This window comes from Neorhizobium sp. P1_A6 (assembly GCF_056406795.1).
The window spans coordinates 47,790-74,064 of the sequence record NZ_JBFTZM010000005.1; the positions used below are offsets into that span (position 1 = coordinate 47,790).

Sequence of the window (26,275 nt, forward strand, 5' to 3'; positions counted from 1 at the left end):
GCCGAGCCGACGCTGACGGAAATAATTTCCGTTTGCTTAAACTCAAATACCTGACCGGTCTACGGATCGAAATTTACAAGTCTCTGCATTCAGGCCCGCGCCACGAAAATCGCCCTCGGCATGGAACAGAAGCTCGCCTTCGGCGACAGATAATCCGACTAGAACTCGGGGCTGGAAAGCACGGCTTTTTTTTGGCGCAAGCTAATGTCAACGGTGTTCGTACCGATCGGCACGGCGATGCGGAACGATCTTCGAGTAACATTGGGGTATACGCTGCCGTTACGTCACAGTTTGATCGCGAGCGCCGTAACACCAAGGTTAATTACGGCCATTGGTGACAGGAGAGCCCAACGCGTAAATTTTGATGTTACATTTCCGCTTCGAGGCCGTAAACGGAAATTCCGCTTGCGGTGTGGCTGGGGAGATAGCGGCCGTTCAGCTTGCACCGCCGTCAAGCTTTAAGCCATTTTGACCCGGCGTTGGCGCCGAGCTTCGGCGGCCTCACCGGTGGGCCCATCGTGACCGGGAGCGGCATGATTGAATTGGTTCCGATGATGATAGCGTCGCTATCGCGGAGGTTGCCGACGAGGAGAAGTAACGAATACGCCCCAACCCCTGCGAATACAGTACGCTCCTCCGGCCGCCGTGCACTTTGGCGAAATGGCGTAGATATAGAGTGCTATTCCCGCTCGAATACGGCATATTGCACCGAAGCGAATGACGGGGGAGAAATTCAGCTTTTGGTTGACCTAAGGGACGCATTTTCTTCGTTGCTGGCGACCAGAGGTCTTGATCAACCTGACGGACGGCCTCTCTATGCCTATCGATTTGCAACGCACGAATTGGAGCGGCGGCGTGACATGCTACGACGCGCCGGGCGAACTGTTCTTCAAAATCGTAATGGTGCGGCTCTCGTGATCTGTCACGTCGCGGAGTGGTTTCGACGTGAGCGGGGTGGTGGCCACTGGGATTGGATCCGGCCGTTGAAGACGCTAGGTCTCGAATATGGCCCACATGCTCCGGTGCGGTATCGTGACGTCGAAGGAATGATCGACTTGGGGCTGCATGTCTGGCGGCGTCCCGCTCCTAGCGGTGGGGAGCGCTTACTTGCGATCGTTCGAGAAGCAGGCTTTCCGGTTGCCTCCGTTCGCGAGGATCCGCGTATCTCGTCCTGGTTGAAGCACTCCGTGTTGTGTGCCGAGCGGGGGTTCGCCACTCGCGATGCCGTAGGCGCGGAAGCGTGGCGAGTTTCCACCAGGCTGGCTCAGGCACTGTTCGATCCGGCAGTCGACCTTTGCGACAAGATCGTCGAATTGCGACGGTTGCTCCCGCCCATGGAATCCCGCGGCGATCCCGTTCAATTCCTCGACCAGCACCGACATGGTTGGCGCGAAGAGCTTCCCTTCGACGTCGAATGCGAAGACATTCGCGCGATGGTCGAACAGATCGTTCGAACGCGTGCCGATGGGGCCAATGCGCTCGACGTGACGCGGCATCTTGTTCGCACGGCAGGAGGCTGGCAGCCGCGTGCGGCACTGGGCCTAACGGGCGCTGTGGACCTGAGACGGCTACCAACGTCCATCGGCGGGGCAATTCGAGAAGGCCGGCGGCTGCGGGTGCTGCCGCGCGCGCCCTATTGCGACGATATGCTGGCCGTCGCCGCTATCGAGACTTTCGAAGATGAAGATGGCCCGGTTTACGAACTCAGGGCCTTCGTGGACCAGTTCGACGCCCCGCTCGCGTTGCAAGACGAAGCCCGCCTTCTCGTTCAGGCCGGGGGGGCGACGATCGCGGAGTTTATCGCCACCGGCGGTGAAGCACTCGACGATCCAGTGATCGCTCTCGATCTCGAGCGAGTGGATGGACCCGAATTGCCGTCGAGCATGCGTGTGCTCGGGCCATCGCCAGTGCAAACCAGCCGCCCGATGCTTGCGCTTGCCGTCAAACCGGAATTCTTCGGCGCCGTAAGCTTTTCTGCTGGATATGAAGACCTCGGGCAGGTTGTCGGTACGGATCGTCGGTTGGTCGGCTTTGCCGGAACAGCGCGCCTCGACCTCAGCGGTACCGCGTGGACGTGGAAGACGAGCGCCGAGCGTACCGTCGATGCCCGCCTCGTACTTGTCGGGAATCTCCTGCGCGGCGTACGCGAACCGGTGTACCGGGGAATACCCTCATGCTGGATCGAGCGCGACGGGCATCTCGCCGCACCGCGCCGAGCAGACGTGCATTGGCGACCGAAAGGGAGGGGGGCGTGGCGTCCCATCGACGGGGCTCGGCCTTGGGGTGCCGTCGATCTCGCGGTAATTGAACGGGGCGAGTTGCGTCTCACCATTGGAGCTGCCATCGTGCCCGCGGCCTTCGAGATCAGCGTGCATCGTGGCCGTCGGGAATTGCGGGTCGAGGGACTTGAAACCCGTATGCTCGCCGCGAAGGGCGCGTCCGATCTCCAGATCGGGTTCGATCGTGATGCGGCGATCGTGTCACTCGGTCCACCGGCGGGCATCGCGACGATAGTGCTGCGCGCCCGCTGGGATTCCGAGCTAACCCTCACGGTTCCCGACCCCGGCAATGACCTCCGTCTGTTCGACGCCTCCGACCGTTTGATGCCACCTCGCTCGGTGCTGTCGCTCGATGACCTGAAGGGTATCCGCATCTTGGCAGCGAGTGACATCACGCTGACCATGGAACTGCGGGCGGTGGATGCCCCGAGATTGAGCGTGATGCGAAAGATCTCGGGCGAAGTGCCGCTCTCCGCATTCGCAGATTCGATGCGGCAACTTCTCGGGAGCTCCGAAAGCCTCGACGCGAAGGTGACGCTTGGCGCCATCGGCACCGCGGATCAGATTGCGGAGATTCGTTGGTATGCCGAGGACGTCGATCTTTTCGATGCGCCACGTGCCAACGCCTTCTCCGTTCTGACAACGACCTACGGGCTCGATATGCGGGCATTCGCCCTCGCTCACCCATCTGCAGGCACATCCCCCGTGACAGCTCCGGCGACGCAAGCTGCGATGCGAGCCGAAATGTCACGATTGCTGCCGCCGGGACCCTGGCTAGTCTTCGGCCGCCGCAAAAACGGTGCGAAGCTCCGCCCGCGGATCGTCCCGGCCGCCGCACGGGCTGCGACTGCGGGCATCACGCTCCTTGAGCGTGCCATAGGCACCGATGCTTCCGCCGCGAGGGTGATCGCATTCGTCGAGGCCTATGCGCAGCCCCAAGTCGCCGCCTCTGACCGGCGCACTATCGTGAATCTCTTGGCTCTTGCGCGACGAGAAGGGTTGCCGATTTCATCCATCGACGCCTTGAAGGCGCTAGATCGATCGCCGGGTCTCGCAGCATTGTTACTGGCGGCGTGCGACACCCTCGACGAGCGCGCCGCCTTGCTTGACTTGCAACGCGACCTGCCATTCATTTGGTCGTCGACGACGATCGCGAACTGGCTCGACGCGTTCGCGGCACGGATCGAGGATACCCGCCGTCGGCTTACGGAAGCCGGCATCGACGACGCGATCACTTATCGGAGCATCTTGTCGGCGCTTGGCGACATCGTGGGATTACGTCATGAGTTGGCTGGGCACGCCAAAGCTGTATTCCTCGTGCTCATGACGGCCGAAATGTCACGCGTAGGGTTGTCGATCGATAGCGCTGACGGACAGTTTCTGAAGCTCGGTGCCAGCGAGACGATACGGCCCGAAATCGATCGGCTCATCGCGCGACATGTCGAAACCGATCCGCCCCCGCAAGGCCTGCTCTCTCCCAGCAATAAGTCGGCACAGCAAATACGTTGGAGTCCCTACGACGAGGCCTTCGGCGAGATCATCGCTGCACCCTTCGCCGTTGCCGATCACGCGACCGGCAAGGTCGCGCTCTCGGCTCATGAACTTCGGCGATGCAGAGACGCTTGGCTCTACGACCCCGAATTCTTCGAATCCATGGTGCCGATCGGGATAGACGAACAATTGCGGGGTGCTGCGAGGATGGAAAAGGGGCGGGCATGATCGACTTGGACCGAATGATGGTGCGCCTGCCGCAGCAGGCGGCGGACGCCATTCTCGGTATGCTGCGACCGAAGTCGCGGACGCTCGCGGAGCATCTGCGCACGACTTGGGCCGCTCCCGCCGGCGCCGAAGGATCGCTGATTGCCGAGCCCTTCGTCGAAGGGGCATTTCCTTGGCTCCCCCTGGCCGGTGGCTGGGAGGCTCTCGATCCCGCGATCCTGGACCCCCGTACGATCGACGTACTGCGCTCGGTTTCCTTTCCGCCTTATGTCCACCAAGCGAATGCGTGGCGCTGCCTCACCGCGGCCGAACCGGCATCCGTAATCGTCTCCAGCGGAACCGGTTCGGGCAAGACCGAATGCTTTCTCGTACCGATCCTGGATCGGCTGGTGCGCCTCTCCGATGGTGGCCGGCATGCGCTCGACGGCGTTCGCGCGCTAATGCTCTACCCGCTCAACGCGCTCATCAGTAGTCAGGAAGAACGGCTCAGCCGTTGGTTCGAGCCATTTGGCGGCAGTCTGCGATATTGCCTCTACAACGGCGAGACGCCCGAGAGCATTCGGGCGGCCTCACGCGCCGAAAAGCCGTGGCGCGTTAGTGATCGCCTCTCCTTGCGAGCGTCCCCGCCGCCCGTTCTCGTAACGAACGCCACGATGCTCGAATACATGCTCATTCGCCAGAACGACGCGCCCATCCTCGCGGCATCGCAGGGCAAATTGGACTTCATCGTCCTCGACGAAGCGCATTCGTACATGGGTGCCCAGGCGGCCGAAGTCGCGCTCCTGTTGCGCCGTGTCGCGCTGGCGTTCGGTCGCCAACCCAGCGAGATAAGGTACGTGGCCACCTCGGCCACGATCGGGGGCGTCAACGCTGCTAGCGACCTCCATCGTTTCCTTCAGGATCTCTCCGGTGCGCCCGCGGATGCGATTCACGTCATCGAAGGGTACCGAGCGCCGCTGCCGCCCGCGCCGGACCTTTTCGAGAGCCGCCATCTTCGCTCACACGACTTGGCCGGTCTCGATCCGCTTGTCAGCGGGGAAATGTTGGCTGCCTCGGAAATGCTGCGCGTAACGCGCGAAGAATTGCGGAACGGCAAGATATTCTCGTGGGGCGGATGGTCGGAGCGCGTGGCGACGCTGGCCGGCGGTTCCGCCGATGCGACCGCTATGCTCGTCGAAACCGCCCGCGCACGGGACCCGAATGCGGACCCGGTCATGGCAGCGAGCGGCAACGATTCCGTCCTGCCCAATCGCATCCATCTGTTCCACAAGACCGTCGCTGGGCTGTGGGTATGCATAAATCCGGAATGTCCGGAGAGCCCGTCGCTTCGCGAAGGGTCCGATTGGACGTTTGGTCCGATATTTTCCGACGCTCGCGAGCATTGCCCGCACTGTGCGTCGATCGTTCTCGAATGGGTCTGCTGCACGCTCTGCGGAGAAGGGGCTCTGCGAGCCGAGGAATATGACCGTGGGTCGCGGATCGCGCCTTGGAGCGACGGAAACGACGAGGATGGCTTCGAACAAACGCTGGAGCGAGAGGATTCCACCGACGCCGCGGACGACGACGAGGCGGAGTTGAGCATGCCGATCGCGCCGACGATCGTCTCACGCCGCTATCTGAGCCTACCCATCAAGGCTGGATCCATCCGACTGGACGTGGATCTCGCCACGGGAGCAATCGATGCGGCCGCCGAGAGAAGCTTCACCTTCTCTGCCAGTCGCGACACGTCTACCTGTCCCGCGTGCGCCAAGGCGCCGAGCCGTGTCGATCCGGAGCGCGGGGCGATGCGAGCGGTGGTGGCTGGAGCGCCCTTTCTCATGGCGCAGATTACGCCTGGCTTTCTTGCGGATCTCTCGCCGGAACCCAAGTCGGACGAGCCACTCCCGTTCGACGGGCGGCGATTGATCACCTTCACAGATGCACGGCAGGGGACCGCGCGACACGCGGCCAACGTCCAGATCGCCTCCGAGCGCACCTTCGTTCGCGGCTTCATCTATCAGTTCGTCCAAGATGGCCCGTCCTATGATCCCGCGGCACTGACGCTACTCGAAGACCGTATCGCTCGATTGCGACAGTCGCCCGAGGACGCCATGTTTGCGAGCCTCGCCGACGATCTCGAGCGCGCGCGCGCCAAGATGATCGGTAGCGGACCGAAACCGTGGAAAGACCTGGTTCGACGGTTGTCGACCCATACGACCGTCGATCATTTCTTGCGCTCGCTCTGGACGACGACGAACCGCGATCCTCGGTTCGGTGACCCGGAGACCCTCGCGGAATTCCTGCTCTATCGTGAAGCCATGCGACGGCCGGTCCGCGCAAATTCGGCCGAGACACTGGGTCTGTTTCGGTTCGAGCTACCCGGTATCGACGATGCAGCGACGCCGCTTCCGGCATCGGTGCGGACGTTAGGGTTGAACGACGCCGACTGGCGAGACCTTCTAAGGCTGCTGGTGACGCACTTCCTCAGGACCAACGTTGCCCTGGACTTCGATCGCTGGTGGCTCAATTGGATCGACCGACGGCAGAGCCACATCGAGGTCAAACCTTGGGCGCCTGGCGAGAAATCGAGCAGGTACGTTCGTCTTTGGCCGAACCCCTATGGCGTGCGTCTGACCCGCGTCGTCCGGCTGCTGTTTCAAGCCGTGAGGCTCGACCCCGACAATCGTAGCGATAAGGACGCAGTTGGTGAAGTGCTCGCCGACGCGTGGCGCACGCTCATGCGTTTCATGGTCGACACCGGCAATGGCTACCGCCTCAAACTCGGTGATCTCTCCGTCGCGAAGGTCGAGAACGCATACTGGTGCCCGACCACGCGTCGGGTCCTCGATACGACGTTGCGCGGATTGAGCCCTTACGACGTCGATGGAACTCATCCCGTGGCGGCACCTATCAGGATGCCGACATTGAAATACCCTTGGCGCCGGGATGCGCTCGGTCATGCCGTCGACGAAGATCGCCTGGACGAATGGTTGGCCGCCGATCCGATCGTCACGGAGCTTCGAGATGCCGGCCGGTGGGGTGATCAGCACGATCGCGCGGCCAAATTCCTGCCGTGGCTCCGCGCCGCCGAGCATTCCGCCCAACAGGCCAGCACGACGCTCAGACGGTACGAGAGCGAGTTCAAGGCTGGACAGATCAACGTCCTGGGCTGTTCGACCACAATGGAGATGGGTGTCGACATCGGCAGCATCGAAGCCGTGCTGAACAGCAACGCACCGCCCGAGATCGCCAATTATCGGCAACGCGTCGGTCGCGCGGGACGTCAACGTCAACCGATCGCTGTAGGCCTGACATTGTGCAAGGATCGTCCTCTCGATCGCATGACCATTGCCAATCCGCTCGATTACCTGCTGCGGCAGGTCAAGACGCCTCGCGTGAGCCTTGAGAGTCCGACGATCGCAACGCGTCACGCCGCGGCGCTCCTGCTGGCCCGGTTTCTCTCCGGATTGGGCGCGGAACTCCACAAGCTCACGAACGGAACATTCTTCGGTCTGTTGGACGATTCGAATACCGCCACGGACTCGCCACCGGCGACGGCGTTCCAGGCGTGGCTCGATCGAGTCCCGGGCGATACTGCGCTAACGGATCAGTTGAGGACCTTGCTCGCGGGAACGCCTGTCATGCCGGGTTGGGACCTGGTCGAGGTTCTTCGGGACCGAATCCAGCGCATCTCGGCCGAGGTCCGCGCCGAATGGGAGGCGCTCGCGCCAGAGGTGGCGGCAACGGTATCGGGCGACGTTGAGCTAGCGGCCGTGAACAAGGCCCGTGAACTTCAACGTCGGCGCCTCGAACGGGGTTATCTGCTTGGCGAACTCGCCGGGCGCGGGTTCCTGCCATCCTATGGATTTCCGACTGACGTCGTTCAATTCGTGACAGAAACCGCCAGTGAAAAGGTCGCGAAGCAACGAGCAAGCGATGCCGGTGCGGAGCCCCAAGAGCGAAGTTTCGGCCGTGGCTATCCATCGCGGTCGCGCGAAGTAGGGATCTATGAGTACGCGCCAGGACGAGGGATCGTCGTCGACGGGGTGGTGCGGGAATCGGCGGGTGTCACCCTCAATTGGCAACGACCGGTGTCGGAAGCTGGTTTGCGCGAGATCCAGAGCTTGAGGACTATGTGGTCCTGCAGGACCTGCGGCGCGCTTTCGTCCAAGCCGTCCGCGGTCGAGGAGACACCGTGCGTGGAATGCGGATCGAGTAACCTCGAACCCAGGCGTTATCTCAGTCCGAACGGGTTCTCTGTCGACGTTCGCTTCCACGTCCACGACGACCCTTCCGACGTTGGGAGCAGCAAAGTCGTCGATCCTTGGGTGTCCGCGCGGGACGCCCCATGGCGCTCGCTCCCGGATCCCGACGTCGGACGCGTGCGCGCAAGCGCCGACGGTACCGTGTTCTGGTTCAACCCGGGAGACCACGGTCACGGCTATGCTCTCTGTCTCCACTGTGGCCGGGCCGAATCCGAATCCGATGCCGCCGGTGGACCGGGACTCTCCGGTCATAGGCCACTGCGTGGTGCGCCAACGGCAATCGATCAGGTCACCTGCAGTGGTGCGCCCGAATTCGCGCCATATGCCGTCACCCGTAATCTGATGCTGGGTCACGAGATCCGCACCGACCTCTGCGAGATCCAGCTCTACGAGTGTCGTTCCAAGGACGTGGCGCTCACCGTCGCGCTTGCCCTGCGGGAGGCCGTCGCCCAGCGACTGGGTATCGACGCCGACGAAATGGGTTTCGCGGCGCCTGCCGCGCCGAGCGCGCGTGGGCGCGACAATTTCAGCGCCGTGGTCTTCGATCGTGCAAGCGGCGGCGCTGGATTCTCAACCACCATTTCGCGAGATCCCGTGAACCTGTTGCGCGAGGCTACGACCTTTCTGGAATGCATGCGTCCCGGTCGCTGCGGCGATCCCGAAGCACAGCGTGCCTGTCCGCGTTGCGTCCTAGCACCGGACGCGCAGCACGTAGCCGACACGACTGATCGCGCGGCAGCGGCAGCATTGCTCGGAGCTACACTCGGTCGCATCGCGCTTCCCGAACAACATCGATTTTTCGGAGATGCCACCGTTTACGAGGCGGCGCCCCTTGCCGACGCTCTGAACGAAAGGATGTCCACCGATTCGTCCACCGAATTGTCAGTCGTTCTACACGGCACGCCGTTGGAATGGGATTTCGACGCTTGGCCGATGGCGCCAATTGTCGAGCGATGGGGCGCTCGCGGACGAGCGGTGTCGGTACTGGTCGATGCAAGCGCAGTCGCAGGAGCCGATGCTGTAACACGGCGGCGTATTGCTCTTTGGATCGAGCGCGCACGGGCGCACCTGCGGAACATTTCCACCGCTGAACTTAACCTTCTCGCGATCACTGACCGAGGCGATCAAGCGACGGCTTGGCGATCCCTCGATCCTGCGGCCGGTGGCATCTCAGCGACCTGGGCGAGCACTTCGACCGCCCCGGTCGTACGTGGTCCGATTAACCTCGACGGGCGAGCGGTCGTGCCGATCGATACATCCTCCTTGTTGATCGAACGCATGCGTGAAAACATCTTCGAGATTGACGACCAGATCGATGGCCCGGCGAGCGGCTTCGGGGAGCGGCTAAGACGTGCGATGATTATGCGCAACGAGGCGCTGGCGACCGTCTTCGACGAGCCGTGCCTTGAGCTGACCTATTCGGATCGGTATCTCTTCAGTCCACTGGTGGCGCGGCTTGTGACCGAATTCTTGATGGGGTTTTCGAACCCCGACACACTCATCAACGTTGACACGTTAATCCAACGCCGTGACGGTCGTCGCCCGCGCGTGGGCAAGACCTTGAGGGACGATTGGCCGGATGTCACCGAACGTGACATTGTCCTTCGCCACCTGCTCGCGACGATTGCTCCGACGGCAAAGCTTCGCCTGCACCAGCATTTGCCGCACCGGCGCCGGCTTGAATTCCGATCCGCGAAAGGGGCGGGAACGATATTCTTCGATCAGGGCGTCGGCTCTTGGACCACGCAAAGCGTGGTTTCCTTCGACCCGATGGCATCGGCTCATGTTCAAATCGCGGCGATTCAGGAACCCTTTGTGGTCGAGAACAGCCCAAACGGCACGTTCTTCGCCGTCAGATTGAATTAATCCGGAATCGAGCGAATTGCGCAGCCTTGCTTTTCTGGCGCGCCGATGTCACATCGTGATTTGTTAATTGCTGTCAGGCTTGCCGGTCGGCTGACGCAAGGCGGGAAGAGATTTTGCATTGCTGCATAGGAGCACCAATGCTTCGATCAGGTCGGCGGCGACCTCGATTGGTTCGTGCTCCCATATACGCAATACGTGCCAGCCCGCGTCTGTCAGTCTGCGATCCGTGTCGCGATCGCGCGCAGTATTGGCTTCGATCTTTTCCCGCCACCATGCCGCATTATTCTTGGGCCAAGTGCCGTGCGTTGGGCAGCCGTGCCAGAAGCAGCCGTCAAGCAAGACGGCAACGCGTGAGCGGCTGAAAACTATGTCCACGGTTCGCCGCGAGTTGGTTAGTAGGCGTTGGTGCAGCCGAAATCGGAGTCCACGCCGATGGAGCTCGGATCGCAAGGCGCGCTCGCGCCGATTGTTGCGCCCTGCCGTCGCTGCCATTCGTTTGGACGTCGCCGGCGCGACGGCATCAACTGGTTTCGGATGCGTCATACGCTGCAATATGGTGATGGAGATCGAGGCGAAAAGCTTCCTCGTAACGCAGCGTGCTTCGTTCGAGACGAGAGAGAAAACCGGCAGTCGCCTTTCGGGACAATGGTTTCAGAGGGCGCGATATGAATGAAGAAAGGTGCAACTGCGGCTTCAATACTGGCCATTCCGACACCGCGGATCGACCGCGCTGGCCTTCGAAGCCCCAACCCGCGCTCGGCCAGCGTGTTCCGCCAACGTGGAACTCGTCATTCGAATGATAGTCGCCAGTCGTTTGCAATCGCTGCGCGATCCAAGAGGCAAATGGCACGCTGACAGCATTGCCGACTAAACGCCAGCGCTGGCGTGTCTGGCGGACATCCTCCCCCGGAACTTCTGTCCATTTTGCGTCGAATCCCTGAAGTCTTTCCGCATCCTCAATCGAGGGCACGCCGATCAAGCGACGTTGTGGAAACCAGATGGCAGGCGGCGAAGGGATGTGCAGCGCCGAACCGCCCTTCAAGGGCGGTGTCGCATCGATGGCCCAACCGAGCCCCGTATTCCCCTCTGTCCAATAAAACCCGCAGGCATGAGCGCCGCGCTTGTCCATGACAGGAGGTGAGGCGTCCACACCAAGAAGTGCGGGTCGAGGGTCTTCGTAGCGCGAGGCTAGGATCACGACGCGGCGGCGGCGTTGCGGTAATCCGAACGCGCGAGAATCGACGGTGCGATAGGCCCACATGAAACCCATTGCCTCAAGTGCCGTCACAATCCGATCGATCGCGCGGCCGCCGTCGAGGCTCAGCATGAAAGGCACGTTCTCAAGAACAAGCCAGGTTGGTCCTGGCCGTGCTTTCAGGAGCAGGTCGAGCACGACATCGATCAACCCCGAGTTAGGCCCCGATATTCCCTGCCGCCGGCCGACTTGGCTAAGATCCTGACAAGGGAATCCCGCGGTCAGGACGTCGCATTCCGGAAGCTCGCCGAGCGCCCGAACATCGTCGGAGATCCTCACCTTTGGGAAGCGATTGGAAAGCACGGCTCGGGCACGATCGTCGGCATCGCAGAGCAGAACGCTTCGATGGCCCTGTTCGTGAAAGCCCCTCTCTAGGCCACCTATTCCAGCAAACAGCCCAGCGACAGCGAATTGTCTCTTTGAACGTCGTGGAGAGGCGGGCACCGGACCGTTCAGCTCGGCGTCGGATGTTGATGTGCTCTCGGGTTTGTCGATGCTCGATCTCAAATACATTTACCGTTCACATACCAATTGACAGAAGGTGAGCAATGACTCCGCTTGGTTTTAGCACAGCGACGGGCATCAATCTGAGGAAAATCTAAGAGCGACGATCGTCGGCACAGCAGCGATCGTCAATGTAGACCTACGACAGCTTTTAGGAACAACAACCTGCTCACCCGGCGGCGACATTGAAGGCGCAAAGCGGTCATGCGTTCTGCGCGTTTAGCACGCGATAGACATGCATTCGCGAGCAACCGATTTCTTTGGCGATTATCGTGACGCCCATGCCCGAAGCCGAAAGGTGGCGAATTTTCTCATGATCGATTCGGACCTTTCCACCTTTGTACTGCCCTGCTGACTTGGCCCGTTCGATACCCTCCCGCTGCCTTTCCTTGATAAAACGGCGCTCCATCTGGGCCACCATGCCTAGAACGGTCAGCACCAGATGCCCCATTTCGCCACGTGTCGTCACATGCGGGTCCAGCACCGTAACGAAGGCCCCGCGCTGCTCGCATTCATAAATGATATTGAGCACATCCCGGGTATCGCGACCTAAGCGATCAAGGCGCGAAACGACCAGTTCATCGCCCGGCCGTAGAAACTCAATGACCGTGGCCAGTTCACCTCGTCCCTCTCGACTTGCTCCCGATATTTTCTCCGATCGGACTATCTCGCAGCCCTCAGCCTTCAACCTGGCGTGCTGAATATCCAGATCTTGATCAGTCGTACTGACGCGTGCGTAGCCAATGCGGGCCATATGTCACCTCAAGCTTTAGGCTCAAGGCTACCTTGTCACAAACAGTCGATGTCAACCCGGATGTTACGGCATCGGGGCACGACAACGTGACGTTACACCAGCCTATACCCAGGCGTGACAGCCGAACCTTTAACGCTCACCCATCGCAGTCGACGTTACCTCGGCAAGTGGCGAGAAAAGGTATTCAAGAATTCGGCGCCGCCCGGTTTTGATTTCAACCGTGACCGTCATGCCTGGCGCAAGGGGTATCATCTGACCGTTTACGTTGAGAGCGGTTTGATGCGGATTGATGACGACAGGGTATACCAGGTTCTGTACGCGTTGCGCGTTGGTGACTGGGACGAGCGATTGTGACTGCCCTGACGACATTTCTTCCAGCTGACGAGCGTCCGGCTCAGGAATGGCGTCCGTGGCCACACGCAGCACTTCCCCGTGCAAGCTTCCGAAGCGGGTGAAGGGGAAGGCCTCGACCTTGATGACAGCCTCCTGACCTGCTGACACGAAACCAACATCACGATTCGGAATGAAGGCTTCGATTTCGAGCTTCTGGTCAGTTGGCACGATCCGCATCAACTCCGTCCCGGGAGATATTACTTGCCCGAGCGTGGTGATCGCAGATGCTTGGACGACGCCCGTCTCAGGACTTCGAATAGTCATTGCCGCCAATTTGCGATTTGCCTTCGCCAATTCTTGCACCACCTGATCAGCTTCACGAAGGGCTTCGGTCAAGCGCTGCATGTTGTCTGACAAGAATATGCTGAACTGACTCGCTGCCTCGGTTCTGACCACTTCCAGCGCGGAGGTAGCTTCGCGCTGTTCGCCCCTACGGGAAACAAGATCACGTTCAGCCTCCTGCAGGGCCTCTTGTGCATCGATGACCACCGCCTTGGTCCCGGCCTCAACATCGACCAGTCGGCTCCGCATGGATACCCGCTGACCAAGGGTCGACACGAACACCTGTTGCGCGAGAATGGTATTTTCGAGGCTTTCGACCTGCGCAACTCCTTTGCGGTGCTGTGCCCTAAGATTGGATATGGTGCCTTTAAGCTTTGCAAGCTCGGCCTCGTAGAGCTGCTGTTCCCGGTCCCTGATTGCGGCGATTGTTCCTTCGGGAAAGGATGGACGAAGAAGATCCGGTTCTACATCAAATTCCAGTATGTCCTTCGTGGACCATGCCTTCACGGCATCCCTCAAAGCTGAACGGCGGGCAATCTCCCCGCCCAGAGCCTGACGGCGGAATTCAAGTGCCTGCTCCTCCGCCTTGGCGGCAGTGGCATCAAGTTCGACGAGGATATCACCCTTCGTCACCACTGTGCCATTCGCCGCGTTCGCGACAACCACCCGGCCCAGTTCCTCCGATTGCACAATCTTCACTCGACCAATCGGCTGGACCTTCCCTTGTGCGGTGGCGAGAATATCGAAATGACCAAAATACGCCCATACCAAGCTGAGCGCAGCGAACGTGCAGATCAGCCAGATCAATGCCCCGCGTATCGGCGAAGCCGGCGTTTCAAGGATTTCAATTGCAGCAGGCAGGAACTCGCTATCGCCGCGGTGGCTAGGTTTCCTATTTGACGGGCGCTGCGGGCTCATGCGGGCGTCCCTATCGTAGCGGTGGCCATGCCGCTCTGCAATTGCCAGAGATGAGCATAAAGCCCATCCGGGCGCTGGATCAGGTCGTCATGGGTGCCGATTTCTACGATGCGGCCTTCGGTCATGCCGATGATCCGATTGCACGCTCTCACCGTCGCCAAGCGGTGAGCTATGATGACCACGGTCCGCCCGCGGACGATCTGACGCATGTTTGAAAGCACAATCCGCTCACTGTCATAGTCAAGCGCACTGGTTGCCTCATCCAGAATAAGGATCGGGGGATTGGTGGAAAGCGCCCTCGCAATGGCGATCCTTTGCCGCTGGCCCCCAGAGAGGTTCGCGCCGCGCTCCTCGATCATGGTGTCGTAACCGCTTGGGAGCTTGGCGACGAACTCGTCGGCACCTGACAAGCGTGCCAGATTAATAACCGCTTCTCGAGACATCGCCGGGTTCGCCAACGCGATATTGTCGTGAATGCTGCGGTTGAAGAGTAAGTTCTCCTGCAGGACAACGCCCACATGCGACCGGAGCCAGGCAGGATCCACCTGGGCAATATCCAAGCCGTCTACGAACACCTGACCAGAATTGGGGATGTAAAAGCGCTGCATTAGCTTCGTCATTGTCGACTTGCCCGATCCCGAGGGCCCGACGATGCCGATTACCTCACCGGCCTCGATATCAAGATTGACCGCCTTCAGGATCTCCGGCCCGTTTGGCGAGTATCGAAAGCTGACGTTCTTGAAGGAAATCGCTCCGCGGGGCTTCGGCAATGAAATCGGCTGCGATGGCCGCGGCTCTGCTGGCGCATTCAAGATGTCGGCCAGACGCGTGACAGAAATCTGCACCTGCTGGAAATCCTGCCATAGCTGGGATAGACGAAGGATCGGTTGAGCCACCTGCCCAGCGATCATGTTGAAGGCAACCAACGCCCCAACGCTGAGTTCGCCGTTGATAACCGCTTGTGCACCAAACAGTAGAAGTGCAGCGCTCGTGATCTTACTGACGTACTGAATTGCGTTTTGCCCCTTTGCCGCAAGCATGGTCGCGAGGAACGAGGAGCGGACGTAGCCCGCCAGTCGCTCTTCCCACTGCGAAGCGACCACCGGCTCAATTGCAGACGCTTTCAATGTTTGCATGCCAACGACGGACTCGACGAGCAGTTGCTGACTGAATGCGCCTCGCTCAAATTTCTCGTCGATACGTTCACGCAGAAAGGGTCGGATTAAGAATCCGATCGCGACATAGAAGGGGATAGAGGCGATGACAATCCAGGCGAGCGTCGTCGAATATGCGAAAAGCACGGCTATGAACACGAATGCAAAGATAGCGTCCAAGCCGCTGAATAGCCCTTGCCCGGTCAGGAACTCGCGGATTGTTTCAAGTTCCCGCATCCGCGCCACCGTCTGGCCGGCCGCCCGTGTCTCGAAATAGCTCAAGGGCAGATTAAGCAGATGGCGGAACAAGCGCCTTCCCAATTCGACGTCGATCCGGCTGGTTGTATGCGAAAGTGCATAGGTGCGAAGGTATTGCAGGATCACATCGAACAAGCCAACGACAACAAGTCCGACAACCAGGACGGTTAGGGTTGAATAGCTTCGGTGTGCGAGAACCTTGTCAACCACGACCTGAAAGAACATAGGGGTAATCAACGCGAACAGCTGAACGAACAGGCTCGCCAGCAGCACGTTACTCAACGACCGGCGGTAGCGCCAGAGAGACGGCAGGAACCAACGGAATCCGAAGGTTGCAGCTGAGGCGCCCGGCCCTAGTAATTTGCGCTGAAGGAGGACAAAGCGTCCATCCGTCATCTCCAGAAGCGCCGCTGCGCCGAGTTCGCGGGCTTCCATCGTGTTGGGGTCGACGACACGATATTCGCCAGCTGAGGTTGCCCCAGCCAGGATCGCGAAGCCCCCGTTCTTAAAACAAGCAATAGCGGGAGTAGGTAGACCGCTCAGGCGGAGAGCTGACAGCCGGTTCACCTGTCGAGCTTTCAGCCCAACTAACCGTGATGCGCGAAGAATATCGTCGGCGGTCGCCGGCTGCAGCAACGCCAGTTGCTTTGAAAGAACCTCGGCCTGAGCGGCTATGCGGTAAAAGCCGGCGACAAGGCAGAGCGCTGTTAAGCCTGCATCCTTTCGGACTTCTGATGACGGTGGGGCGCCAAGGGCTTGCAGCGAAACGGGCGAAGTATCCATGAGGAAAGGTCAATCTGTCGAAAGTCGTCTGACGCCGGATCGCAAGTGAAAGATCGCCTGCCCCTCTGACGGGGGCAGGCTAATGTTGAGCATTCGAAAGTGAGTTCTATTGGAAAGCGGATTGCGCTGGCACTGGTGCATGCTGGTAGGTCAGCGTGACGTCGCCAACGAGCGCACTCGTTCCATCTCCCTTCAAGTAGGAACTGGTTCCGGTGATGGCCGACCCATCCGCGAAATCGCGTGCCCCATCGGACGACGGAACAAGACCGATCAACCGGATGTCGGCCTCTTCAAGCGTACGAAGCTCTCCTGCATCGGCTACTCCGTTCTGGTTGCCATCCTGCCAGATCCGGAACTCACTCCAGCGCTGGTCTCCTGCGTCCAAGACATTGTTGTGGTTAGTGTCGAACACAAGGCGCAGCGCATCCAGATCGGAAATCGATTGCTGTTCTTCAGCAAGTTCGCCCGGCGTTTTCCACATCGTAAACGCCAACTCCCTTGCCTGGTCGATGATGCCATCGGGCCCGACGCCTCCGTCGGCCGCAAGGTCAATCGCCAGCCATCCGTCAGAAGCCCCCGCCCAGGTACTACCGTCGACGATCCCGTCATCGTCCCAATCGAAGCGTGGGCCGTCGCCAGCTTCAAACTCGGCGGGAGAGAACATTCGAAGATCTATGTGCTGGTCACGATCGAGGTCGAGGACGATCGGCCGCACCCATGTCACACCAAAACGATTGGAAACGTACTCCGGATATCTCGCTAAAAGGGTGCGATTATCTGAGTTGAGGATATCTATAAGCTTTTTCTTACGCTGCTGAAGTGTGTTTTGTACTCCTGCATTATCACTGCTGCTCTCGTGGAACGTGGCAATAGCGCGGCCGAGAAAATCCCGCATTTCGGCAATTCGGGCCAATTGGAGATCGGCGAATGCAGGCTCGGAGATTCCGGCGATATCGGAAGCGCGCCGCGCGTCGAACACCTGGTAGGTCGCGTTCGGCGCGCGCCCCTGGGCGTAGCCTTGAGTACGCCATTCAGCGAACGGGTCGACGCCACTGTTTCGAACATCGGGATAGGTATTCAGATAGAAATTGGTATCGAACGAGGCGTTGGGATTGCGGCCTTGCTTCCATCCGTACTGAATGAAGTGTTCGATTGGCGGAGCATTCCAGCTGGCTGCAATGTCGGGGTATTGGGACAGGTAGTAATTCGGATCAAACGTCGCCATCTGCCGAGCGGTTAGCCCGCTGGCACGGTATTCCTCCACAACCCCGTTGTCCCGAACAAGGTATTGAGCCGTCACCTTACCTGCCGCGTCCACGTATTGTTCAAGCTGGGACCACGCCTGAACGCCTGCCAGATCCCAGTATCTCCGATGGCTTGAGTTGTCGGTGAAGTAGTCGAATAAAGTGGTGATGGCTCCAGCAGCGTTCTTCGTTTCTACCTGCTTCAACCACGGCTGATTGTTTGAAACATTATAAGTTGTCTTCTCGGTAGAGCCGTCATCCCATCGGTTGAGTTGCCATTCCAGGACACCCGCGCCGTTGTAACGCTGCTCAATGCTGGACCACACCTGCATGTTTGGCAAATCGTAGTGATAGGCGTTGCGGCTTCCGTCGTCATTGAAGGTCGTCTGCTGCAGGATATTGCTCGCGCCGTCCAAATATCGCTCTTCGCGGGACCAGATGTAGGCGTTGCTCACGTCGTAGTTGGTCGTGTTCCGAGTGCCGTTGTCGTTCAGTTGATTGACGCTCAACAATCTGTCGGAAGCGTCGTAGGTTTGCTCCTGACGCGACCACGCCTGCGCATTGCTGACGTCATAGAGGAAGGTTGTACGAAGGCCATCGTCTCCAAATTTAACCTCGCTCAATACCGTTCCAGCGGCGTCAGTCGATCGCTCGTACCTGGACCAGGTTTGCGTATTGGCGACGTCGTAGTTTACGGTATTGTGGGTGCCGTTATCGTTTACCTGATCGACATAATATAGGCGCCCAGCGGAGTCGTAATGCTGGGCATAAGTAGACCAAGCCTGGGTGTTTGCGAGATCATAATTATATTGAAGTTTTGTTCCGTCGTCATTGATGGTCAATTGAGCGGCGACTTGACCGCCTGCGTCATAATTCTTGGAGATCTGTGACCAGGCGGCAGCATTGGTAACGTCGAAGTCAACCAGACCAGTCAGTTCACCTCCGGCGTTGAAGTACCGAATACGCTGCTGCGCCCCGTTGGCCCCATAGAACGTAATCTCCGTTCTGGTCTCATTGTCGTTATACTGGTTTTCAATTGTTTTGTTTCCAGCCGAGTCGAACTGCTGTTCGACCCTCGCCCAAGGCTGTACGCCGACGGGATCGTAGATCACCGCACTCGTTTGCACTCCAGCACCGGTGTGCCGGCTAATACTCAACAGTTGGCCGCTGGCGGGATCGAAGGTGCTTGTAACCGTGCTTCCGTCCGTTGCCGTTTCGATCTGCGCAGTCTTGCGAGCGGCAGTGTCGTAGTTGATCTGCGTTTTGGTGCCATTGTCGTTGACGTAAAGCTCAGCGGTAACCCCGCCAGCCGTGTTGTATGTTCTCGTCAGCTGCGACCACCCGGCAGAATTGGTCACGTCGAACTCGACGACGCTGCTCAGCTGTCCTCCGGCGTTGAAATACCGGACGCGCTGCTGAGCACCACTAGTCACGTGGAATGTTATCTCGGCTTTAGTTCCGTTGTCATTGTACTGCGTTTCCGCCGTCTTTTTACCCGATGCGTCGAATTGCTGCTCGACCCGCGTCCAAAGTTGCGTTCCCAAGAGATCGTAAATCGTGGCGCCGGTTTGAACGCCCGCACTGGTCCATCGGGTTGCGGCAACGATTTGTCCGCTTGCCGCGTCATAGGTCGTGGCAACGAAAGTGCCATCGACTGCAACGTCTGTCTGCCCGGTCTTGCGACCGGCCGTATCATAGTTGATCTGCGTCTTGGTGCCGTTGTCGTTGACGTAGAGTTCAGCGGTGACTCTGCCAGCGGTATCGTATGTCCTCGTCACTCGCGACCATCCGGCTGAACTGGTAACGTCGAAGTCAACGACGCTGGTCAGTTGTCCTCCGGCGTTAAAATACCGGACGCGTTGCTGGGCTCCGGTTGTGATATCGAATGTCAGTTCACCCCAGCTGCCATCGTCGCCATATTCGGTCGCCGCGACCTTTTTACCCGATGCGTCGAACTGTTGTTCGACTCTCGACCACCCATCCGTGTTGAGCGGGTCGTAGAGGGATGCACTTGTCGGCAGGCCGGCCTTGTTGAACCGAGTGATGGTCAGGATTTGTCCGCTTGCCGGATCATAGGTTGTCGTGACAGAGCTGCCGTCAACTCCGAGGTCCGTCTGTACGGTCCTTCGCCCTTGTCCATCGAAGGTGATGCCGCCAGTCAGGGATCCCAAGGAGTTGATCTTGTCGGCGACCATCTTTGTCAGGTTGCCGTTTGCGTCGAAGTCGGACTTGGTCAGCGTTACCGAACCATCACCATGCCTGACGGCCGTTTCCGTGTGATCAAAGGTACCGTTATTGTCGGTATCCTTGGAAAGCTTGGTGATCAGCCCATCGGCGCTTGTCGAAATCGTACCGACCGCTGTAATTGCTCCACCAGCGACCGTCTCAACAATGTTGGTGACAACTGAACCGTCTATTCGCACGACCGTCTGCATGGTCGTCTCGAAGATGCCGTCGCCGTCGTAATCATATTTAAGGGTCGAGGTTCTGCCGTCGAGCGAAGTACTGGTTTCGCTAGCAACTGCGACCGCCTGCTTCCAATACACCCCACCTTGATTGAGGTATTTGACATCGCAAGCCGTCGCATTGGTGGTAACGATGGAGATCTCCGCCCCGGTGGCATCGGTCGTCGTGGTTTCGACCTGGTCCACAGTACCATCGCCGTCGACGTCCTGAGAGGTGGACACGGTCCTCCCGTCTGCCGAGAACTGCGTGATTGCCGTGGATGAAAGAGCTCCCGTCCGAAGATCGGTATCGGCGGACATCGTTGTTCGGCTGCCGTCTGCATACCGAGAGTCATCAATGACGCGGCGCCGATCAATGCTGCCGTCACCGTCGAGGTCCCAGTCGATGGTAGTCTTACGCCCATCGGCCGAAACCGTGCTCGTGAAACTGTCTCGGACCGTGCCGTCGCTCCTCAGGTCGGTCGTAACGGACGTCAGGATGCCGGCATCGGTCCTAACCGTCTGCTGGCGCTGGTCCACGATACCGTCGCCGTTGACGTCGCGTTCGACGGTGACCGTCAGCTTATCGGCGCTAGTAAGGGCGGTGGTCTTGTCGACAACGCTCCCGGCCGAATTCGACTGGGTGAATGTTTCGCGGACTGCTCCATCCGCTAGAACCTCGCGTTTTGCCGTTCGACTCTGATTGATAAAGTCTGGTCGTTCTTCCGAAGTCGAAAGAACCCTCCCGCTAATGTCCGTGGTCGTGACGGATTTCGAGATCAACGTTCCGTCGGACTTTGTATTAGTAATCGTTCGCGTAGTCGTCCCGTTTACGTTGATCGTCGTTACGTCCGTTGCGGTCTGACTATAGGAATCGGAACCTGACCTATCCCATTTCTCCGTCACCGATAGCCCATTCGCGCTTTTGGTGATCTCATAACGGCTGGCAAGTGAAGCGCCATTGTAGGTACTGATTGTCCGCTCTCGCGAACCGTCAGCGTTCAAAACGGTGATATCGGTCTGGCTCTTGTCGAAGGAGCCTGAACCGGTGGTATCCCACTGGGTGGAGACACTGAGCCCGTCACCGGAAAGGTCGACGATCGTTGTCGACGTGAGGACGAACTCATCTGCGCTGGAAACGGACTCCTGGATCGTCGTGGTCTTGCTACCATCGGCATTTAGAACGGCGACGCTGCTGACCTTTTTGTCGGTAGTGTCATCGCCACTGGCATCACTGTGGAATTCAACGATGCGGCTTAGACCGTCTGCGGACGACTTAATCCTTTTAATTCTGTAGTCGTTGAATTCACCATTTGTTGGCAGATCCGCCAAGACCTGCTCGATCGACTCACTATTTTTCATCAGGATCGAGAACTGGTCGGCCCTGCCGTCCCCATCAATATCGAGCGAGACGGTAGTCATCAGTCCGTGGAACGGGGTCGTCGTTATCTGCTCGCTTTCGAGCGATCCATCAGCTTTGAAATAGGAGAGCGTTTCTGTCAGTCCGCCATCGACATCGCGAACAGTAACGTCGCTTAACGAACGTACCGTCGCACCACTTCCATCGGCCCATGTCTCGGTCTTGGTCAAGCCGTCGGCGCTAACGCGAGTGATGATCCGCGACGTGAGCGTGCTACCCGCCCCGAACTTTGAGACGGTGCGCGTCTGCCCGCCGTCGCTATCGATAGTGGTTATATCCGTTACAACGTGATCGAAGACGCCATCACCGTCTGCGTCGGAACTCGATGTCCTGGAGAGCCCGCTTGCAGCAGAGCTCACTACCGACCGACTGTTCAGGCTACCGTTAGCGTTATAGGTCTCCACGGCATTGGTCGACACACCGGCCGCGTTGGTCGAAACGGTCTCGCTAACATCGACTATTCCGTTTCCGTCGAGATCGATCGTTTTGCTGCCGGACTTGCCGTCGGCGCTGAGATGCGTCGTGATGCTTGAAAGAAGCGAATTATCCGCAGCTTTCACGAGTTCCGTCGTCTGCGACGATCCGTTGGCATTGAGCGTCTTGATCGTGACAGAATGCCTATCGATCGTACCATCGCCATCAGCGTCGACTTCGATCTGAGAGGCGAAGCCAGTGGCGTTAACAGTCGTCACGCTGCTGCCGATGAGCGTCGTCCCCGCGCTGGATGAAACCGTCTTCGTTACCGATCCGTCGACATTCAGTGTCACGTTCTGCGTGTGACCCACGTCAACTGTGTCGTCGCCGTTCAGGTCGTCGCTCGTGATGACGGACAAGCCACTACCGCTGGTGACGGTCGTCGTTCCACTTAGAAGTTTTCCGTTCTCTGCTGCTACCGAGACCGTTCGCGTGCGGCTACCGTCGTCTCCAATCACCGTCTGATCGGTCGCCACACGATCCATGAGAAAGTCACCGTTCAAATCCATCATGGAAGTAACGGTCAAACCATCTGCGCTGATGTTATGCGAGCGCATCGCGATAACATTGCCCAGATATAAGTCGGCGCTTTCGATGAATATCTGGCCGTCGGGGCTTACAGAGCGAATCTGGACGTTGTCGGAAATATAGTCACCGTTTGTATCGGTTTCGACAAACGTCGTTTTGCGATCCTCACCAACAATGGTGGTCACCTGGCCATTGAGGGTACCATTGGCGCTAAGGACGGTCACGGTTTCGGTTCGCGCCCCACCCGCGTCGAGAGAAATGACGTCGATCGTGGTTTGGTCAAAGGTACCATCACCGTCTAGATCGACTTGGACCACCTGGCTAAGGCTGTCGGCACTCGTGATGGTGACGGTCTTGCCAAGCAGGGCACCGCTGCCGCTTGTAATCGTGTCCGTCTCTTCTGTGTCGCCGCCAATTGCGACAAGGACGGTGGAGATGGTCCGATCATCGGTGCCATCGCCATCGATGTCTTCACGAGTGGTCCTCGTCAGACCATCGGCCGAAGCCACGGCAACGCTCTGGCGCACGAGCGAGCCGTCGGCGTTCAACACTCGAACGGTGGTGGTGGTGCCGTTGACCCCGACTGCGGTGTTCGAAACGATATCATTCGCGCCATCGCCGTTTGTGTCGGAGGCAATCGTCATCGTCTTGCGGTCGCCGCTGGTCGTGGTGACCGACTTGGATAACAAGGTGCCGTCCGCGCTAATGGTCCGGAGCGTCTGCGTCTGAGTGCCGTCACCGGCGATGATCTTGGTGTCACTCGCGATCCGGTCGGCTACCCCGTCGCCCGTAACGTCCGAGGAGACCGACGTTGATAGTCCATCGGCGCTGGTGATAATGGTGGTCTTGCCGCGCAGTGTGCCATTGCCGTTGAAGATCGACGATTGAGCGATGATATCTCCCGAAGCCGACACGGCCGTTTCGGTCACGGAGCGGGAGTCTATGCTGCCATCGCCGTCAGTATCCTCGGAAATCGTCTTGGTCTTGTTGTTGGCCGAGGTTGTAGTCGTGGTTTCGGACAGACGGGTTCCGTTTTCCGCCTGTTGCGTAACAGTCCTGGACCGGCCTCCATCTGCGGCGATGACCGTGGTTTCCGATATAAGAAGGTCGCTCCTGCCGTCACCGTTGATATCGATGATGCTGGTCTTGCTCAAGCCATCAGCCGCGGCGTCGATAACGAGCCTGCTGAGAATAGTGCCATCGGAGCTCAAACGCTCAGTGGTGGTCGTCGACGAGCCGTCGGCATCTTTGACAAAGGTTTGGCGTTGGTCATCCCACCCGTCACCATCTTGGTCGATCGTCGTCGTAATCGTCGACATATCAGCGCTGGTGACCGTTACGGTATAGTCGCGCAGTGAACCATCGGCATTGAAATTGGAAATAGTCTTCGTGCGCCCGCCCAGGTCATCCACCGACATGGCATTGGTCTGGGACCGGTCGATTGTCCCGTTCCCGTCGTCGTCAAATTGCGTCTGGACGGTGTTTTCGTCTGTGTTTGTCGTAACGAGGTTCCGGAAGGCAAGGCTGCCGTCTTTGTTGTAGCCAAGGATGGTGTTGGTGATCGAGCCGTCGTCGTTGGTCGTGCTTGCCTGCCGAATAACGTAGTCTTTGCCGTCAACCGCAAGGACGGTGTCGCCGACCGTTCCGGTCGTGCCGTCGGCGCGGGTGAACTTTGCCGTTCCCGTGATGGCGGAGCCGTCGGTAAAGGTTTGGCCGCTACCCGTTGGCGTCAGGTCGATCGACACGATGCCGAGGCTATCCAGCGAAACGAGCTGGCCATCGACCTCGACCTTGAACTGCGACCACCGTGCGTCACCGCTATCAAGCTTGCCATTGCCGTTGGAGTCGAAAACGTTCTTGATGGCTTCAAGATCGCCGCTCGCAGAGGAGTCCCACTCCGTGAAGATGAACTCATTGGAGCGGCTAATCTTTCCGTCGCCATCGGCGTCCAGCACAAGCACCCCTGTGCCGTCAGCGGCCCATGCGGTTCGCTGCTGATAACCATTGCCGTTCAAATCGATAAATTTGCTCGAAGCTGAGAGTTCAGCGACATCGAGGCCATCGCCTTGAAGGTCGAGAAGGACGGGAACGCCTTCGAATCCGTCCCAGCCACCACTGTTGCCGCCCGAATGACCGCCGGTCGTCCCGCCGCCGCTCGCAGGTCCGCCGTTGCCGCTGCCGCCGCCGCCGCTCCCGCGCCCGCTGCCACTGCCACCACCGCTAGAGCCGCCATAGTCATTGTAATGGCTGTCCTGATTATCGCGTTGACCGCCACCACTATAATAATCCAAAGTTTGGGGACTGGCCCAGTCGTAGCCCGAGAAGGCATCATACCAGCCGCCGCCGCCGGCGCTTCCACGCCCCCCGCCGGAGCCGCCACGCCCCCCGCCGGAGCCGCCACGCCCCCCGCCGGAGCCGCCCCCGCCATAACCACTACCGCTCCCGTCGTAGTACTCTCCGTTTCCTCCATTGCCGAAACCGCCACCAAAGCCGTTGCCACGACCCGGACCCCAGTAATGCCCGTCTATTCCACCCTGAGGGTCGACGCTAGGGCTGGGAGGCGCACTCGGTTGGGAGGGAGGGGGCGAGATAGGCTCGATTGGCGTCGGTACGACTTGCTCAAGCGTAGGTACCGGGTTTGTCGGAGTGACAACAGGATTTGGTGCAAAAAAGTAGGGATCCGAGACCGGTAAATTTCCTAGGTCAACAGCGGATGCGGTAGGTGCAATTTCTGGCTCCACGGGAAGCGAGCTTGGCCGATCGCCAGGATTGATTTCGGAAGGGGTGTCAAAGCCAGTGTTGATGCCCGTATAACCCGAGTACCGAACGCTCCCTAATTCTGGATCGAGCTTTTGGTAAGGATTAGGCTCGTAACGCTGAGCATAGGGGCTTAGCTGCCATCCGTGATCCGGATAGTCCAGATTTTTGTCCCAGTCGAGGTAGGTTCTCATGCCGAACTCTGCAACCTGCCCAGTTGCATAGGCCCCGAAGGCACCGACAGCAATCACTCCCAAAGGGTTCAAGCTGCCAGTTCCGACTGTTCCGAAAAAAAGCCCACCCGCGATGCGCCCAAGACTTCCTGCAGCCTCGACCTGCAATGCCTCTGGGTCAACTCCAGTCTTCCCCGCTGCCTCGCTTAGATTTTTGATTTCAAACAGTGCGGCAACGCCGGTCATCAGGCCTAGGCCTGTAACCTTCATCGTCGTTCCAATTAAAGGATTTCGCTCTAGCTTTGCCGCTGCATCAAAGGTGGCACCAAGAAATCCCAATAGCCCATCCGATGTCGCATCCATCAAGCCATAAGGATCAAGACCATAATACGATGTCCGTGAATTTTGATCAGTCATCTTTTGCCTCCAGCCGATTATTAACGATTTCTATTCAAAATTCGAAGCAAGCTTACGGTGCTCCCAACTATAGCTGAGTAGATCGCGAACCACGCGAACCCGATAAACAAAAGGGTTTTCCAAAATTGTTGTTGAAATTGGTGGGCATCATTGGATTTCGAGAACCATGAGCAGCCGATTGCTGAGGAGGTTTTCCAAGTGGAAAGCGTAAAAAAGAAGAAAAGGCTCGCAGAAAGTAACGACAGGAATACAACACTAGGAGGGAAATGGGGCGCGCGCTTAAATTTGAAAAAGTTAAGTATGTTTCTTCCGCTGATGCAGATATTGACGATGTGTGTAAGCAAAAAAAACAAAGCCATAGCAAGCCCGAGAAAATACGAGAGAGCGTAGAACTCCGGGTAAACGCCGC

General features: G+C 58.9%; 8 protein-coding genes. 2 read left to right on the top strand and 6 right to left on the bottom strand.

The window, feature by feature from the left end; translation table 11 throughout:
• Positions 1 to 554: 554 nt before the first annotated feature.
• Positions 555 to 3,998: an STY4851/ECs_5259 family protein gene (locus tag AC1D3C_RS12005; RefSeq protein WP_477483248.1), complete on the top strand. Its 3,444-nt coding sequence runs from the start codon at positions 555 to 557 to the stop codon at positions 3,996 to 3,998.
• Positions 3,995 to 10,108 (top strand): DEAD/DEAH box helicase, encoded by a 6,114-nt coding sequence (locus AC1D3C_RS12010; protein WP_477483046.1) that lies wholly within the window; start codon positions 3,995 to 3,997, stop codon positions 10,106 to 10,108. Before AC1D3C_RS12005 ends, AC1D3C_RS12010 begins: the two co-directional genes overlap by 4 nt.
• A 63-nt stretch (positions 10,109 to 10,171) precedes the next feature.
• Here AC1D3C_RS12010 and AC1D3C_RS12015 read toward each other — a convergent pair whose 3' ends face one another.
• From AC1D3C_RS12015 to AC1D3C_RS12040, 6 genes are all read right to left on the bottom strand, one after another.
• Positions 10,172 to 10,651 carry a very short patch repair endonuclease gene (locus AC1D3C_RS12015; protein ID WP_477483047.1) on the bottom strand — a complete coding sequence of 160 codons (480 nt, stop codon included), beginning with the start codon at positions 10,649 to 10,651 and terminating at the stop codon, positions 10,172 to 10,174.
• Positions 10,629 to 11,876: a DNA cytosine methyltransferase gene (locus tag AC1D3C_RS12020; protein ID WP_477483048.1), complete on the bottom strand. Its 1,248-nt coding sequence runs from the start codon at positions 11,874 to 11,876 to the stop codon at positions 10,629 to 10,631. The genes AC1D3C_RS12015 and AC1D3C_RS12020 overlap by 23 nt, the downstream gene beginning before the upstream one ends.
• A 193-nt stretch (positions 11,877 to 12,069) precedes the next feature.
• Positions 12,070 to 12,621 (bottom strand): recombinase family protein, encoded by a 552-nt coding sequence (locus AC1D3C_RS12025; protein WP_477483049.1) that lies wholly within the window; start codon positions 12,619 to 12,621, stop codon positions 12,070 to 12,072.
• Positions 12,622 to 12,750: 129 nt separating this feature from the next.
• A complete protein-coding gene (locus tag AC1D3C_RS12030) occupies positions 12,751 to 14,214 on the bottom strand; it encodes an HlyD family type I secretion periplasmic adaptor subunit (RefSeq protein WP_477483050.1) in 1,464 nt (487 codons plus the stop codon).
• A complete protein-coding gene (locus tag AC1D3C_RS12035; RefSeq protein WP_477483051.1) occupies positions 14,211 to 16,409 on the bottom strand; it encodes a type I secretion system permease/ATPase in 2,199 nt (732 codons plus the stop codon). The genes AC1D3C_RS12030 and AC1D3C_RS12035 overlap by 4 nt, the downstream gene beginning before the upstream one ends.
• Before the next feature lie 106 nt (positions 16,410 to 16,515).
• Positions 16,516 to 25,866: a beta strand repeat-containing protein gene (locus tag AC1D3C_RS12040; protein ID WP_477483052.1), complete on the bottom strand. Its 9,351-nt coding sequence runs from the start codon at positions 25,864 to 25,866 to the stop codon at positions 16,516 to 16,518.
• Between the last annotated feature and the right edge of the window lie 409 nt (positions 25,867 to 26,275).

What these genes read in the sequence shown, in the direction of transcription:
- AC1D3C_RS12005 (WP_477483248.1), top strand. Translation starts at nt 555, where the DNA reads ATGATAGCGTCGCTATCGCGGAGGTTGCCGACGAGGAGAAGTAACGAA.
- AC1D3C_RS12010 (WP_477483046.1), top strand. Translation starts at nt 3,995, where the DNA reads ATGATCGACTTGGACCGAATGATGGTGCGCCTGCCGCAGCAGGCGGCG.
- AC1D3C_RS12015 (WP_477483047.1), bottom strand. Translation starts at nt 10,651, where the DNA reads ATGACGCATCCGAAACCAGTTGATGCCGTCGCGCCGGCGACGTCCAAA.
- AC1D3C_RS12020 (WP_477483048.1), bottom strand. Translation starts at nt 11,876, where the DNA reads ATGTATTTGAGATCGAGCATCGACAAACCCGAGAGCACATCAACATCC.
- AC1D3C_RS12025 (WP_477483049.1), bottom strand. Translation starts at nt 12,621, where the DNA reads ATGGCCCGCATTGGCTACGCACGCGTCAGTACGACTGATCAAGATCTG.
- AC1D3C_RS12030 (WP_477483050.1), bottom strand. Translation starts at nt 14,214, where the DNA reads ATGAGCCCGCAGCGCCCGTCAAATAGGAAACCTAGCCACCGCGGCGAT.
- AC1D3C_RS12035 (WP_477483051.1), bottom strand. Translation starts at nt 16,409, where the DNA reads ATGGATACTTCGCCCGTTTCGCTGCAAGCCCTTGGCGCCCCACCGTCA.
- AC1D3C_RS12040 (WP_477483052.1), bottom strand. Translation starts at nt 25,866, where the DNA reads ATGACTGATCAAAATTCACGGACATCGTATTATGGTCTTGATCCTTAT.